Annotated in this window: 14 protein-coding genes and 1 riboswitch; of the genes, 5 read left to right on the top strand and 9 right to left on the bottom strand. The window is 66.6% G+C overall.

Annotated features, from left to right (window positions below; genetic code table 11):
* Positions 1–29: 29 nt before the first annotated feature.
* A riboswitch (TPP riboswitch) is annotated at positions 30–173 on the bottom strand.
* Positions 174–369: 196 nt separating this feature from the next.
* On the top strand, positions 370–936 hold the full coding sequence (locus ASE96_RS12810; RefSeq protein ID WP_056430865.1) for a heme-degrading domain-containing protein: 567 nt from the start codon (positions 370–372) through the stop codon (positions 934–936).
* A 41-nt stretch (positions 937–977) separates the two neighbouring features.
* Positions 978–1,241 (top strand): DUF4235 domain-containing protein, encoded by a 264-nt coding sequence (locus ASE96_RS12815; RefSeq protein WP_056430868.1) that lies wholly within the window; start codon positions 978–980, stop codon positions 1,239–1,241.
* Between the two features lie 70 nt (positions 1,242–1,311).
* Here the strand turns inward: ASE96_RS12815 and mnhG are convergent, their stop codons facing one another.
* Genes mnhG through ASE96_RS12845 form a run of 6 tightly spaced genes read right to left on the bottom strand, consistent with a single transcriptional unit; the run spans position 1,312 to position 7,782 of the window.
* Entirely contained in the window at positions 1,312–1,728 is a 417-nt protein-coding gene (mnhG, locus tag ASE96_RS12820) for a monovalent cation/H(+) antiporter subunit G (protein WP_082492721.1), read from the bottom strand.
* Entirely contained in the window at positions 1,718–1,996 is a 279-nt protein-coding gene (locus ASE96_RS12825; protein WP_056430870.1) for a monovalent cation/H+ antiporter complex subunit F, read from the bottom strand. The genes mnhG and ASE96_RS12825 overlap by 11 nt, the downstream gene beginning before the upstream one ends.
* The gene (locus ASE96_RS12830; protein ID WP_056430874.1) at positions 1,993–2,538 is read right to left on the bottom strand and encodes a Na+/H+ antiporter subunit E; all 546 of its coding nucleotides are present in this window, start codon (positions 2,536–2,538) and stop codon (positions 1,993–1,995) included. Before ASE96_RS12830 ends, ASE96_RS12825 begins: the two co-directional genes overlap by 4 nt.
* Positions 2,535–4,181: a Na+/H+ antiporter subunit D gene (locus ASE96_RS12835; protein WP_056430876.1), complete on the bottom strand. Its 1,647-nt coding sequence runs from the start codon at positions 4,179–4,181 to the stop codon at positions 2,535–2,537. The genes ASE96_RS12830 and ASE96_RS12835 overlap by 4 nt, the downstream gene beginning before the upstream one ends.
* Positions 4,178–4,756 carry a Na(+)/H(+) antiporter subunit C gene (locus tag ASE96_RS12840; protein WP_056430879.1) on the bottom strand — a complete coding sequence of 193 codons (579 nt, stop codon included), beginning with the start codon at positions 4,754–4,756 and terminating at the stop codon, positions 4,178–4,180. Before ASE96_RS12840 ends, ASE96_RS12835 begins: the two co-directional genes overlap by 4 nt.
* The gene (locus ASE96_RS12845; protein WP_056430882.1) at positions 4,753–7,782 is read right to left on the bottom strand and encodes a Na+/H+ antiporter subunit A; all 3,030 of its coding nucleotides are present in this window, start codon (positions 7,780–7,782) and stop codon (positions 4,753–4,755) included. The genes ASE96_RS12840 and ASE96_RS12845 overlap by 4 nt, the downstream gene beginning before the upstream one ends.
* 167 nt (positions 7,783–7,949) lie before the next feature.
* On the opposite strand from ASE96_RS12845, the gene ASE96_RS12850 reads away from it, so the two are divergent.
* The 3 genes from ASE96_RS12850 to ASE96_RS12860 are packed head-to-tail and all read left to right on the top strand — an operon-like array spanning position 7,950 to position 11,076.
* Entirely contained in the window at positions 7,950–9,353 is a 1,404-nt protein-coding gene (locus tag ASE96_RS12850) for an MFS transporter (protein WP_056430885.1), read from the top strand.
* A 39-nt stretch (positions 9,354–9,392) separates the two neighbouring features.
* Positions 9,393–9,875: a cation:proton antiporter regulatory subunit gene (locus ASE96_RS12855; protein WP_056430888.1), complete on the top strand. Its 483-nt coding sequence runs from the start codon at positions 9,393–9,395 to the stop codon at positions 9,873–9,875.
* Between the two features lie 4 nt (positions 9,876–9,879).
* Positions 9,880–11,076: a cation:proton antiporter gene (locus ASE96_RS12860; RefSeq protein WP_056430891.1), complete on the top strand. Its 1,197-nt coding sequence runs from the start codon at positions 9,880–9,882 to the stop codon at positions 11,074–11,076.
* Between the two features lie 56 nt (positions 11,077–11,132).
* On the opposite strand, the gene dcd is transcribed toward ASE96_RS12860, so the two are convergent.
* From dcd to ASE96_RS12875, 3 genes are all read right to left on the bottom strand, one after another.
* Positions 11,133–11,708, bottom strand: a complete 576-nt coding sequence (dcd, locus tag ASE96_RS12865; RefSeq protein ID WP_056430894.1) for a dCTP deaminase — start codon at positions 11,706–11,708, stop codon at positions 11,133–11,135.
* A 50-nt stretch (positions 11,709–11,758) separates the two neighbouring features.
* Complete coding sequence (locus tag ASE96_RS12870; RefSeq protein WP_056430897.1) at positions 11,759–12,202, bottom strand: SRPBCC family protein; 444 nt, start codon at positions 12,200–12,202, stop codon at positions 11,759–11,761.
* Between the two features lie 173 nt (positions 12,203–12,375).
* Complete coding sequence (locus ASE96_RS12875; RefSeq protein WP_200913050.1) at positions 12,376–13,686, bottom strand: MFS transporter; 1,311 nt, start codon at positions 13,684–13,686, stop codon at positions 12,376–12,378.
* Positions 13,687–13,717 lie beyond the last annotated feature (31 nt).

A 13,717-nucleotide genomic window follows, 5' to 3' on the forward strand; every position in this document is an offset into this window, starting at 1 on the left:
CCGGCCGCGGCTTCCGCCGCCGCTCCGGGCACTCTGAGAACTCGACTCCCTTGCGCCGGTACTAACCGGATCAGGTTCGAGGGTCTGCGGCTGTCCGCACTCTCAGCGCCCACCTGTGGTTCCCCCGGATTTCTCCGGTGATGCCCGACGGCGGCGCTCCCCTGTCGTATCTAAATGTCGCCCTTATGGGCGTGGCCCAGTTTACACCCGTGGGACCGTGATCTCCGGGGCCCGGCCGTCACAATCCGGCGGTGCCGGCGCCGGTGACCTCCGGAGGCCTTGCTTGGTAGAGTCGGCAACGCAGGGAAAACGCCGGAGGCCGCCGCGTGCCGGCCGCCCGGCGGCGGCCACTAACGGAAGCTGAATGACTTGACCACTTCACCGGCGTCTTCCCCGGACTTCGATCCGGACTCCCCCGAACCGCAGCCGCACGGATCCCTGGCGGCGCTGATCGGCCGCATCCTGGCCGAAATGGACGAGCTGCAGTTCCTGTCGTTCAGTAAGGACGACGCCCTGGATCTGGGGCTCCGCCTGGTTGAACTCGGCAGGCAGCGCTCCCACCCGATCGCCATCGACATCACCAAGGGTGAACAGGTGCTCTTCCACGCGGCGCTGGAGGGCGCCACACCGGACAATGAACGCTGGATCAGGGCCAAGCAGCGCACGGCCGTGCGGTACGAGGTCCCGTCCCTGCTGGTGGGACTCCGGGCCCGGGCCGCCGGACGGCGGATAGAGGACAACGCCTGGTTCGACGAGAAGGAGTTTGCCGCCCACGGCGGCGCCTTCCCCATCTACGTGCGCGGAACCGGGATGGTCGCCACCGTCACGGTGTCGGGGCTGCCGCAGAAAGCCGACCATGAGCTGGTGGTCGAGGCTCTGTCGGACATTCTCGGTGGTCCCGCGTCCCTGGCTGGACCGCCGGTCAAGGACCGCTAGGCTAGGGGAAGCCCTGTTTCCGCCCGCAAGGAGTCCGAAGAATGAACCTCTTCATCAAACTGTTCGGCGCCGGCATCAGCCTGCTTGCCGGCTACGTCGGCACCAAGCTCGTTGACACCATCTGGGAGAAGTCCACGGGCAGCAAGCCGCCCAAGGGCGACGACGAGGACGTTCCCACCACGCTGCACTCGGCCCTGACCTTCGCGCTGATCTCAGCGTCCGTCAGCGCCATCATCCAGGTCCTCGCGAACCGCGGCACCCAGCGCGCGATCACGCGTTACGCCAAAACCCAGGATTTGGTTTAGGCGCATCGTCTAAGGCGTTTGGTTTAGGCGCATCGTCTAAGGCGTTTGGTTTAGGCGCATCGTTTAGCTACTACCGCCCGTCGGTGGTGGCGCCGCCGTCGTCATCGCTGAATCCGCTTTTTCCCGCCGCTTGCTGCACCACGGCTTCCAGTTCGTCGGCGCTGAGCAGCTCCGGGTGCAAGTGCTTGGTGCGGTAACCGGCCCGGCCCACCATGTGCGCCGATACGGGCACTGTCAGCAACTGGAAGATCCAGGCCACCACCAGCACAGGCCAGACCCACCAGGTGCGCATTTGAAGGCCCAGCGCGAAGAGCAGCAGGAACAGACCCAGCACCTGCGGTTTGGTGGCTGCGTGCATGCGTGTCATGAGGTCCGGAAAGCGCAGCAGCCCCACGGCCGCGGCGAGGGACATCAGCGCCCCGACCACCATAAAGACCGCCGAGACGGCGTCGATCACGGTATCGCCGGAGAACGTCTCAGGATCCACGGGGCTTCTCCCTTCGGTCGGCGACGAACCGGGCCACCGTCACGGAGCCGACAAATCCGATCAGGGACACCGCCACCAACAGCATGAGATTGTTCAGGTGCCGGTTCACGGCCATGTCGATGCACAACGCCGCGCCCACGATCGCCAGCAGCACGTCCGACGCGAGCACCCGGTCCAACAGTGAGGGGCCCCTCGCGATCCGGATAATCGCTCCTCCGGCGGCCAGGGACAGCACCACGGCGGTCACGGTCAGGACAAGCTGCATCATGAGTCCAGCTCCTGGTTGAGTGCGGACAGTTCGGCTTTGGTACCCATGATCCTGATCAACCCGGCCTCCGTGTTGCGGACGTCTTTTCGCAGTTGCGCGGCGTCCTCGGCGTTGCGGACATTGATGCCGTGAACGTAAAGCGTGGACGTGGAGCGGTCCACCTCCACCACCAGCGACCCGGGGATCAGCGCGGTCACGTGTCCCGTGGCGGTGACCAGGAGGTCGGAGTGGCTCCGCAACGGGACGGCGACGACGGCGCTGATCACCTTAGGGCCTTTGGCCACCGCCAGGAACAGGACCTGGAAGCTCGCTGCCACGACCTTGGCCAGGAAATGCAGGCCGAAAGGGACGGCGCGCAGCAGGTTGAAGCGCCCGCCGAGTTCCACCGGGGGGAGGTAGAACAGACGGGCCACCAGCACCGCGATGAGCGCACCGAAGAGCAGGTTACCCGGACTGAAGTTCTGCCACAGGGCGGCCCACACAATCACGAGCCACACCAGCAACGGAAGTTCCTGGCGCAGGGATATGCGTTTCCGGCTCATTTGCGCTCCTGCCCGCCGGCCGGCTGGTCACCGGCGGGGTCCGGCCCCGGTCCCGGCTGGGACAGCGCCGGAACCGGCGCGTCATCACCGAGGACGGCGTGGATATACGAGGTGCGGTCCAGCATAACGAGGGCGGACTGGTCCGCCACCCGGAACAGCGGCCCGGCAAAGACCGTCAGCCCGACGCCGAAGATGACCAGGCCCAGGGTGGAACCCACCATGGTCCGCGGCAGGAGGGTGACGTTGGCCTTTCCAGCCCTGTCGCCCGTGGCCGACTCCGCGGGATCGGCCAGCAGCACCGGGTCGGGGTGTTCGGCGTCCTCGGGCTTGCGCCAGAAGGCACGGTTCCAAACCCTCGCGATCGCCAGCAGGGTCAGCAGGCTGGTCAGCACACCGCCGATCACCAGGGCATAGGCCAGCGGGGTGCCCAGCTGGACGCCGGCCTGCAGCAGGCCGAGTTTACCCAGGAAGCCGGAGAACGGCGGGATCCCGGCCAGATTCATGGCCGGGACGAAGAACAGCACAGCCAGCACCGGTGACAGCTTGGCAAGACCCGCGACACGGTCCATGGAGGAACTGCCGCCGCGTCGTTCGATCAGGCCCGTCACCAGGAACAGGCTGGTCTGGATGGTGATGTGGTGGGCCACGTAGAACACCGCGGCGCCCAGCCCGGCCACCGAGGACATCGCCAGGCCGAACACCATGTAGCCGATGTGGCTGACCAGGGTAAAGGACAGGAGACGCTTGATGTCGCTCTGGGCCAAGGCACCCAGGATCCCCACCACCATGGTCAGCAGGGCCGCGACCATCAGCGGCGTATTGAAGGTGTCACCCGGGAACAACAGCGTTTCGGTCCGGACCATGGCGTACACGCCCACCTTGGTCAGCAGACCGGCGAACACGGCCGTGACCGGGGCCGGCGCCGTCGGGTAGGAGTCCGGCAGCCAGAAGGACAGCGGGAACACGGCGGCCTTGATCCCAAAAGCCACGAGCAGCATGACGTGCAGCAGGTTCCGCGTGCCCGGGTCCAGCTCGGCGAGCTTGAGGGCGAGGTCGGCCATGTTGATCGTTCCGGTGGCCCCGTAGACCATGGCGATCGCAATCAGGAAAAGCACGGAGGACACCACCGAGACCACCACGTAAGTCACACCGGCGCGGATCCGCGGACCCGTCCCGCCGAGTGTCATCAGCACGTAGCTCGCCGTCAGGAGGATTTCGAAGCCCACATAAAGGTTGAACAGGTCCCCGGAGAGGAAGGCGTTGGACACGCCGGCCACCAGGATCAGGTAAGTGGGGTGGAAGATCGAGACCGGTGCGTCCTGGTCGCCGTCGGCCATGCCCTGCCCGGTGGCGTAGATCAGCACGGCGAGGCTCACCGAGGAGGACACCACCAGCATCAGTGAGGAGAACTGGTCCACCACCATGACGATGCCCCAGGGCGGGAGCCAGCCGCCGATGTTGACCGCGGAAGTGCCGCCGTCCCAGACGGAGGCCAGCAGCCAGCATTCGAGCAGCAGCGTCAGGGACAGGACCACGATGCTCACGGTCCGTTGTGCCTTCGAGTGCCTGATCAGCAGGAAAGTCAGGGCGGCGCCGAGGATGGGAAGGAGGACGGCGAGCGGGGCGAAACTGGCAATGTTCATTGTCCGCCTCCTTCCTTGTTCGGTGGTGTGATGTTGAGGGAACCGGGTTGCTCTTCCGAGGCGGCTTTCTTGGCGTCGAGCTTGCGGTCGGCAACCTTGACCGTGGCGTCGGCGCCGTCGGGGGCGTCGGAGACCGACTGGCCGTCCGAACCGATCATCGTCAACGGGAATTCGGAAGTTTCCACGGGGATCACGGAGTCGTCCTCGACGTCGAAGCTGGGGGTCTTGGCGACGCGCCGGTCCTCGGCGTCATCCTGGATCTCATCCTCGCGGGCCAGCACCCAGGTGCGGTAGATAATGCCGAGCATAAACGCCGTGACGGCGAACGAGATCACGATCGACGTGAGGATCAGGGCCTGCGGCAGCGGATCGTTGTACTCGCCCGGAGCGGTGTCCTTGCTGAACAGCGGCGCCAGGCCCGCGTAGCCGCCCGTCGTGAGGATCAGCAGGTTGGTGGCGTTGGTCAGCATCATCAGGCCCAGCAGGACCCGGGTGAGGCTGCGTTCCAGGATGAGGTAGATGCCGCAGGCATACAGAGCCCCCATGACCGTCAGCAAGGTCAGGTTGACGCTCATGCTTTCCCCTTGGCTGTGGTTTCGGCCGGGATTTCGCCGGCTTCCTGGTCTTCGGACGGTTCCCCTGGATGTTCGTCGAAGTGCTCCTCGAAGTGCTCGTCGATCTCGGCGCCCAGGCTGCGCAGCACATCCAGTGCCAGCCCGACGACGACGATGTACACGCCGATGTCGAAGATGGTGGAGGTGACGAACTTGACGTCGCCAAAGACCGGCAGCCAGAACTCAAGGATCGCGGACTGGAACACCTGGCCGCCCAGCAGCAGCGGCGCGACGCCGGAGGCCGCCGCGGTGGCGAGGCCGATGCCCAGCAGCGCGCCGGCACTGACCGGGGTGGCTTCGCGCAGCTCGAACCGGCCGCCGGCCAGGTAGCGGATGGTGAGGGCCAGACCGGCGGTGAGACCGCCGGCAAAGCCTCCGCCGGGGAGATTGTGGCCGGCCAGGAGGAGGTAGATCGAGAAGACGATCAGCGAGTGGAAGATCAGCCGGGTGACCACCTCGAAGATGATCGACCGGCGTTCCGGCGCCAGGGTCCGTCCCGCGACTAGCCACGCATCGCGGGTGGAGGCGGCGAACCGGCGGCTCATGGCCAGCGCGGCGTCGTCGCGGGTGTTGCCGCGGCCGGGGCCGCGGGGCTTCCGGCGCCCGACAGTACCCTCGGCGACGCTCGACGACGCCGGGCTCCGGTCACCCCGGCCCCGGACGAAGATGAGGCTGGCCACGCCGGTGGCTGCCAGGGCCAGGACGGCGATCTCGCCGAAGGTGTCCCAGGCCCGGATATCCACGAGGGTGACGTTGACGATGTTCAGTCCGCCGCCGCCCTCGTACGCCAGCTGCGGGAATTCGAGCGAGACGGGCGCGGCCACGCGGGCGCCCAAGGCGTAGATGGCGGCGAACACCATCGTGATGCCGAAGGCCGCCCCGATGATGACGCGGACCACCCGGTAGCGTCCGCCCGTGCGGTCCCGCAGCTCTGCGGGAAGGCTGCGCATGGCTAGGACAAACGCCACCAGGATGATCGTTTCCACCAGCATCTGGGTCAGCGCGAGGTCCGGGGCGCCCTGCAGCGCGAACATCAACGCGATCCCGTAGCCGGTGACGGACACCATGAGGACAGCCAGGAAGCGCTTGTTGGCCCGAACGGCGGCGAGCGCGCCGATCACGATTCCGGCGCCCACCACGATCTGCAGCGGGGCGTTGGGGTCGATGAAGTAGAGGTCTCCGGGCAACGGCTTGTTGGCCAGCAGCAGGGCGGTGAGCGGCAGGGCGAACGCCACGGTCAGGATCACGGACAGGTAGAAGTACAGTGAACCGCGCTGGGTCCGTCCGGTGATCCAGACCGCCACGTCGTCGAGGGCGCCGATGGTGAGCTGGTAGGTGCGGTCGCCGTCGATCCATCCCGGAACCAGGCCCTGCAGCCGGGCGACGGAGTCGCGGCCGTAGAACATGACGAGGCCGAGCGCGAAGGTGATGGCGGTCAGCCCCAGGGCTGGGGTCACGCCGTGCCACAGCGCCAGGTGTCCGGCGGCGGCCGCCGGGTCCTCGCCCTCCGGCACGAACAGTGCCGCGTACGGCTGGATCCAGCCGTCCACCGGGGCCGGCCAGAGGCCGTAGACGATGGTCAGCAGGCTCAGGATGGCGGGGGCGGCCAGGAAGGCGGGCTTGATCGGCTTGAAAGGGGTCGGCTCGACGCCGGGCTTGACCGCGAAGGCGCCCCACATGAACCGTGCGCTGTAGGCGAACGTCAGGATGGACCCCAGGACCACGCCGATCAGGATGACCGGCCCCCACAGGCCGGCTGCGGGGTCGGAGGCGTAGTGGACAAAGGCTTCGAAGACCGATTCCTTCGCGACGAAGCCGGCCAAGGGCGGGATGCCGGCCATCGAGGCGGCGCCGATCGCGGCCACGATCGCGAGGGCGCGAGAGGACCTGAACACGCCGGAGAGCTTGCGGATGTCGCGGGTTCCGGCCTGGTGGTCAATGATGCCCACCACCAGGAAGAGGGTGGCCTTGAAGAGCCCGTGCGCCAGGAGCAGGGCGAGGCCGGCGAGGGCAGCGTCAGGTGTGCCGAGGCCCACCACCATGGTCAGGAAGCCGAGCTGGCTGACCGTGCCGTAGGCCAGGATGAGTTTGATATCCGTCTGCCGCAGCGCCCGGTAGCCGCCGACCAGCATCGTCGCGAGGCCGAGGCCGAGCACCACCGGCAGCCAGTACGGCGTTTCCGCGAATCCGGGGGCCAGCCGCGCCACGAGGTAGATGCCGGCTTTGACCATGGCCGCAGCGTGCAGGTAGGCGCTCACCGGGGTGGGGGCGGCCATGGCACCGGGCAGCCAGAAGTGGAAGGGGACCAGCGCCGATTTTGTGATCGCGCCTACCAGGATGAGAACGACGGCGGCGGCCACGGCCCCGGCGGCGGGCCCGGCGACGAGGGCGGGCGCCTGTTCGAGGATGGCGGAGAGCCGGTAGGTCCCGGCGTTGAAGCCCAGGACGATCAGGCCCACCAGCATGGTCAGGCCGCCGGCGGTGGTCACGATGAGGGCCTGCAGCGCGGAGCGGCGTGCCGAGAGCCTGGTCCGGGCGTAGCCGATCAGCAGGTAGGACAGGACCGTGGTCAGTTCCCAGAAGATGAACATCAGGAGCAGGTCATCGGCCGTCACCAGGCCGAACATGGCCCCCGCGAAGGCCAGCAGCTGGGCACCAAATCCGCCGAGGTAGTCGTCCTTGTCCTTGAAATACCGGGCGCAGTAGACGAGGACCAGCGCACCCACGCCGAGGACCAGCAAGGACATGACCCAAGCCAGGGGGTCCATCCGGAAGGCGAGCTCAATCTTCAGCTCGGGGATCCACGGCAGGACTTCGGACACGCCGGTTGCAGCGCCGGAATAGACCGCGCCGTGCTGGAGGAGCAGCCAGACGAACGAACCGGCGGGCACCGCGGCGAGGGCGAAAAACGAATTCCGGCCGAATTTCCGAAAGAGAAACGGCGCCACAGCAGCCACCGCAAAGTGCACGGCAAGGACTGTGATCACTGGTATCTCCGCAACGTCAGGAATTCGATTGTCAAAAAGTTGGAGCAGGCGGGGCATTCGTTAGGTTCAGTCCGGACAGTTTACCAAGCGTGGACAAATTCTTTTCGCACGGTTTCTTTTCGCACGGTGCGCCGGGCAGTGCGCCCGCTGCGGATAATATTCGAGCTATGAACTCAGCCGCTGCCCCCGAGGCCACGCATCCCGCCTCGGAACTGGAGTCCGGGAGCCAGGCCTCCCATAAGGGCCGCATCCTCGCCTGGGCGGCCTGGGACTGGGGCTCGGCGGCCTTCAACGCGGTCATGACCACCTTCGTCTTCACCGTGTACCTCACCTCCAATGCCTTCGGCGGTGAGGACCAGGCCTCCGCCGTGCTGGGCGGCGCACTCGCCATCGCGGGAGCCGCCGTCGCCCTGCTGGCACCCGTCACCGGGCAGCGTTCCGATACCGGCGGGCACCGGAAGCTCTGGTTGGGAGTCAACACCGCGGCCGTCGCGCTCCTGACCGCGCTGTGTTTCTTCGTGTTCCCGCGGCCGGAGTTCCTGCTGCTCGGGGTGACGCTGATTGCGCTGGCGAATGTGTTCTTCGAGTTTGCCGGCGTGAATTACAACGCCATGCTCACCCAGATCTCCACCCCGCAGAACATCGGCAAAGTCAGCGGCTTCGGCTGGGGCATGGGCTACCTCGGCGGCATCGTGGCGCTGCTGGCCGTGCTCCAGCTCTTTGTCCAGCCCAGCTTCGAGTGGTTCGGCGCCTCGACGGCGGACGGCCTGAACATCCGGCTCGTCGCGGTGTTCTCGGCCCTGTGGTTCTTTATCTTCGCGTTGCCCGTCATGTTCGCCGTTCCGGAGCTCCCCAGGTCCAAGCAGGGCGCCGGCCTGGGGTTCCTGGCCTCCTACGGCCTGCTGGTGCGGCGGATCAAGGCGATCTACCGGACCAGCCCGCACACCATCTACTTCCTGCTCGCCAGTGCCGTCTTCCGGGACGGGCTGGCGGCGGTATTCACGTTCGGCGGCATCATCGCCGCGGGCACGTTCGGCTTTGAACTCAAGGACGTTATCTTCTTCGCAATCTTCGGGAACGTCGTGGCCGCGGCGGGCGCCGTCCTGGGCGGCTTCCTCGACGACCGGATCGGGCCGAAGGCGGTGATCACCGGTTCGCTGATCGGTCTGCTGGTCGCCGGCACCGCGATCCTGGTCCTCGGCAACGACAACCATTCCTTCTTGGGCATGGAGTGGGCCGGCACCACCACTTTCTGGATCTTCGGTTTGTTCCTGTGCCTCTTCGTGGGGCCCGCGCAGTCCTCCTCGCGGGCTTACCTGGCCCGGCTAGCGCCGGCAGGCGAGTCCGGCGAGCTGTTTGGTCTCTATGCCACCACCGGCCGGGCCGTCAGCTTCCTCGCCCCGGCCCTCTTTACGCTGTGCATCGCCATTGCCGCCCCTCTGGTGGAACCCGGCGAGGCGCAGCGCTGGGGCATCCTGGGCATCATGGCGGTACTGCTCGTCGGACTGCTGCTGCTCCTCCCGGTGAAGGCTCCGGACAAGACGGAAATCGCCGTCGTCCCCGCTGTCTGAGGCCGCCCGAAAAGTCGCGCGGCGCACTAGGCTGGGGGAATGAACGTGGATGAAACAGACCTCCCGGGACTGGGCCGGCGCAAGGACTTCATGACCGCCTCCGGGCGGCGGATCGGCGTCGTGGAATACCGCGAAGGCCAAACCGAACTGATCGTCTCCGCCTGGGACGACCCGGACACCTGCCAGGCGTCCATCCCGCTGACCGCCGATGAGGCCGCCGCGCTGGGAAACCTGCTGGGCGGCCAGCGGCTGGCCATGCAGCTCTCCGAAGCCCACCGCGAGGTACCCGGGATCGTCACCCGGCAGTTCTCCATCGCCGCCGGCTCTCCGTTCCAGAACCAACCGATGGGCAAGGCCGCTATCCGGACCCGCAGCGGCGCCTCGATCGTCGCCATCATGCGTGAGGGCGAGGTGCTCCCTTCCCCGGGACCCGATGTCGTCCTCCACCCCGGTGATCTCCTCGTTGCGGTAGGAACGCAAGAAGGTCTCGATACGGCGGCCGGCATCCTGCGCAACGGCTGACGGCATGGATCCGCTCGCACTGACCCTGATTGAACTCGGGGCCGTCGTCTTTTGCCTCGGCATGCTGGCGAGGCTGGCCGGGCGGATCGGCATGTCCCCCATCCCGCTGTACCTCCTCGGTGGCCTGTTTTTCGGAGCCGGCGGCGTCATCAAGCTCGAAGGTATGCACGAGTTTGCACATCTCTCCAGCGAAATCGGCGTCATCCTCCTCCTACTTATGCTCGGATTGGAATATACGGCCGCCGAGCTGGTCACGGGGCTCCGGCGCTCGTGGCAGGCGGGTGTCTTGGACCTCGTCCTCAACTTCCTGCCGGGGGCCATCCTCGCGGTGCTGCTGGGCTGGGGCGTCGTGGGGGCAATGGTGATGGGCGGCGTCACGTATATATCGTCGTCGGGCATCGCGGCCAAGGTCATCACGGACCTGGGCCGGATCGGCAACCGCGAGACACCCGTGGTGCTCTCGATCCTCGTGTTCGAGGACCTGGCCATGGCCATTTACCTGCCGATCCTGACGGCCACCCTGGCCGGGGTCAGCTTCGCCGTGGGGCTGCAGACCGTGGGGATCTCACTCGCGGTGGTCACCGTTGTCCTGCTGGTGGCGCTGCGGCACGGGCACCACGTGTCCAAGGCCGTCCACAGTGAGAACTCAGAGGTGTTCCTCCTCAACCTCCTGGGAGCCGCGCTGCTGGTGGCCGGTCTGGCCGCCGCCATGCAGGTGTCCGCCGCAGTGGGCGCGTTTATGCTCGGAATCGCCATTTCGGGGGCCACCGCGCATAACGCCACAAGGATCCTGGAGCCGCTGCGGGACCTCTTCGCTGCAATCTTTTTTGTGGTCTTCGGACTCAACACGGACCCCTCCACCATCCCGCCCGTGCTCGGCTGGGCCGTCCTGTTGGCCCTCGCAACGGCGACCACCAAGATGCTCACCGGGATCTGGGCGGCTAAGCGCGCCGGGATCGGTGTGCCGGGCCGCTTCCGCGCCGGCGCCGCACTCATCGCCCGCGGCGAGTTCTCGATCGTCATTGCCGGACTCGCCGTGGCCTCCGGCGTGGTGCCCGCGGAACTCGCGGCCATGGCGACCGCCTATGTGCTGATTATGGCCGTGACAGGCCCGCTCGCCGCCAAGTACGTGGAGCCGATTGTGGCGATGCTGCGCCGCCCGGCGAAGCCGCCTGCGGTGCGGACTGCGGACGGGATCTGACCCCGCCGTCAGGCCGCACCAGCGCGGCGCACCGGCGCGGCGCGGCAGCGCGTGGGTCAGATGTCCGTGCGGTGGAAGTTCAAGTGGCTGCGGCTGGCCGTCGGACCGCGCTGGCCCTGGTAGCGGTTGCCGTATTCGCCCGAGCCGTAGGGGTGTTCGGCGGCCGAGGTAAGCCGGAAGAAGCACAGCTGGCCGATTTTCATACCCGGCCACAGTTTGATCGGCAGCGTAGCCATGTTGGACAGCTCCAGGGTGACATGGCCGGAGAAGCCCGGATCGATGAATCCCGCGGTGGAGTGCGTGAGCAGGCCCAGCCGGCCCAGCGAAGACTTACCTTCGAGCCGGGCAGCGATATCGTCCGGGAGTGTCACGGTCTCGTAGGTGGAGCCCAGGACGAACTCCCCGGGGTGGAGGATAAAAGGTTCGCCGGCCTCGACTTCCACCAGGCGCGTCAGCTCGGGCTGGTCCTCGGCCGGGTCGATGTGGGCGTACTTGTGGTTGTCGAAGAGACGGAAGAACTTGTCGATCCGGACGTCCACCGACGATGGCTGAACCATGGCGGGGTCGAACGGCTCCAGAACGATCCGTTGGGAGTCTATTTCGGCACGAATGTCGCGGTCGGAGATCAGCACAGTCTCAAAATTACCGTACGCACTGGGAAGAGATGTGCGCGGCACCAGTGTTACGGCGCTGCCTGTTCTTCCAGCACCGACTTGAGCTGTTCCAACTGGCAGACTTCGGCCTTCATCCGCCGGCGGAAGGGGGACTTCAGCCGGGCCAGGATTCCCCGGGGCTCGCATTCGAGGGCAAAGCGGACGCGGGTGTTGCCGCCTTCCGTGCTCAGGTAGTAGCCGCCGTGGGTGCGCTCCGGCCCGGTCAGGGCCCGGTACTGGATTTCCGCCCCGGGTCGCGCCTCGGTGATCTGGAATTCTCCGCAGACGGCGCGTCCGCCGGGGCCCGCGATTGTCTGCCGGTAGACGGCGCCCTTGGTTCCGGCAGCGCCGGCTTCAAGTTCAATGCTGCGGACACCGGCACGCCAGCTGGGCAGGTTGCGGGCGTCGAGCAGGAAGTCATACACGCTCATGGCATCCCGTTGGATGACGACGTCGTACTCTGCAATTGCCACGAAAATCCTTGTTCGGCGGACAGCTGATGGGCGTAGCCCGCTTCCCCTGAACTGCAGCTAACCCCTTCAGGATAGACAGCAAGGCCCGCCCCACGCGGCTGCGGGGACGGGCCTTTATCGAAGAGTTATGGGACTCCCCGGACTGTGTACGGTTCCGGAACTACGTCGGGCGGCTATTTGTCGGTGAGCTTCGGCACCGAGAACACCACAATGGCGCCGATGACAGCGAAGGCCGCGAACATGTAGAAGTTCAGCTGCCAGCCGAAGGCCATGCCGGCAATCAGCCCGCCGATCAGCGGTCCGCAGATGGCGCCGATGCGTCCAATGCCAAGGGACCAGCTCAGGGCTGTGGCGCTCAGGGATTGCGGGTAGTGGGTGGCGCAGTAGCCGCCCACCAGGATCTGGGTTCCCACGGAGCCGAGGCCGGCGAAGGCGACGATCACGAGCAGCATGGCCAGCGGCAGCTGGAGGCTGAGCATGAGGATGGCCACGAAGGCCAGCAGGAAGGATGCCGTCACCACCTTGCGGATGCCGATCTTGTCCGCCAGCACGGAGGCGCTGATGGAGCCGACGATCGCGCCCGCGTTGAGGACCAGCAGGAACGTCAGGGCATCCCCGAGCTGGAAACCGGCCTGGCGCATGATCTGCGGGAGCCAGGTGTTCAGCCCGTAGACCAGCAGCAGCCCGCAGAAGTTTGCGAGTGCGAACAGGATCGTGGAACGGACCCACTTGCGAGTGAACAGGGTCTTCATGGCGGATTTGGGCGCTTCGGCGCCGGTCTTGACGTCCTCGGCGGTGACGATGTCCGAGTAGACGAGGCCGTAGCGGTCCGCGGTGGCTTTGGCTTCTTCAATGCGCTGCTTGCGGGCCAGGTATGCCACCGATTCGGGGAGGAGCTTCCAGGCGATAGGGAGCAGGGTGACCAGCGGCAGGGCGCCGATGGCGTACATCCAGCGGAAGTCGATGTGCTGCAGGAGGTTGATGGCGAGCAGCGACGCGCCCACGCCGCCCACCGAGTACCCGCTGAACATCACGGCGTTGGCGATCTGGCGGCGCTCCTTGCGGGCGTATTCGACCGTCAGCGCAATGCAGGTCGGCACGATGCCGCCCAGGCCGAGGCCGGTCAGGAAGCGCAGAAAGCCGAAGACCTCGGCGGACGGCGCGAAGGCCGTCAGCAGCATGCACGTGGAGAACCACGCGATGCAGGCAAGCATGATGCGGCGGCGGCCCAGTTTGTCGGTCAGGATGCCGACGGAGAGCGTGCCGATCAGCATCCCGACCAGGGCGAGGCTGCCGATCAGGCCTGCCTGCCCGGGGGTGACGCCCCAGTCCTGGAACTTCAGGATGGTGGGGACGGTGGAGCCGTAGACCACCAGGTCGTAGCCATCAAAAACTATGGCCACGAAGCACAGGATGAGGACCGCGTGGCCCTTCCAGCGAGGTGCGGCCTCGTTGCGCAACTCAGTCGACATTGACTGCGTCATGGATGTACCTCTCGTTGAGATGTCATGGGAA

The sequence above is a fragment of the Arthrobacter sp. Leaf69 genome (assembly GCF_001422645.1).
Classification (GTDB): domain Bacteria; phylum Actinomycetota; class Actinomycetes; order Actinomycetales; family Micrococcaceae; genus Arthrobacter.

What these genes read in the sequence shown, in the direction of transcription:
- ASE96_RS12830 (WP_056430874.1), bottom strand. Translation starts at nt 2,538, where the DNA reads ATGAGCCGGAAACGCATATCCCTGCGCCAGGAACTTCCGTTGCTGGTG.
- ASE96_RS12840 (WP_056430879.1), bottom strand. Translation starts at nt 4,756, where the DNA reads ATGAGCGTCAACCTGACCTTGCTGACGGTCATGGGGGCTCTGTATGCC.
- ASE96_RS12815 (WP_056430868.1), top strand. Translation starts at nt 978, where the DNA reads ATGAACCTCTTCATCAAACTGTTCGGCGCCGGCATCAGCCTGCTTGCC.
- ASE96_RS12860 (WP_056430891.1), top strand. Translation starts at nt 9,880, where the DNA reads ATGGATCCGCTCGCACTGACCCTGATTGAACTCGGGGCCGTCGTCTTT.
- ASE96_RS12855 (WP_056430888.1), top strand. Translation starts at nt 9,393, where the DNA reads ATGAACGTGGATGAAACAGACCTCCCGGGACTGGGCCGGCGCAAGGAC.
- ASE96_RS12875 (WP_200913050.1), bottom strand. Translation starts at nt 13,686, where the DNA reads ATGACGCAGTCAATGTCGACTGAGTTGCGCAACGAGGCCGCACCTCGC.
- ASE96_RS12850 (WP_056430885.1), top strand. Translation starts at nt 7,950, where the DNA reads ATGAACTCAGCCGCTGCCCCCGAGGCCACGCATCCCGCCTCGGAACTG.
- ASE96_RS12835 (WP_056430876.1), bottom strand. Translation starts at nt 4,181, where the DNA reads ATGAACATTGCCAGTTTCGCCCCGCTCGCCGTCCTCCTTCCCATCCTC.
- ASE96_RS12825 (WP_056430870.1), bottom strand. Translation starts at nt 1,996, where the DNA reads ATGATGCAGCTTGTCCTGACCGTGACCGCCGTGGTGCTGTCCCTGGCC.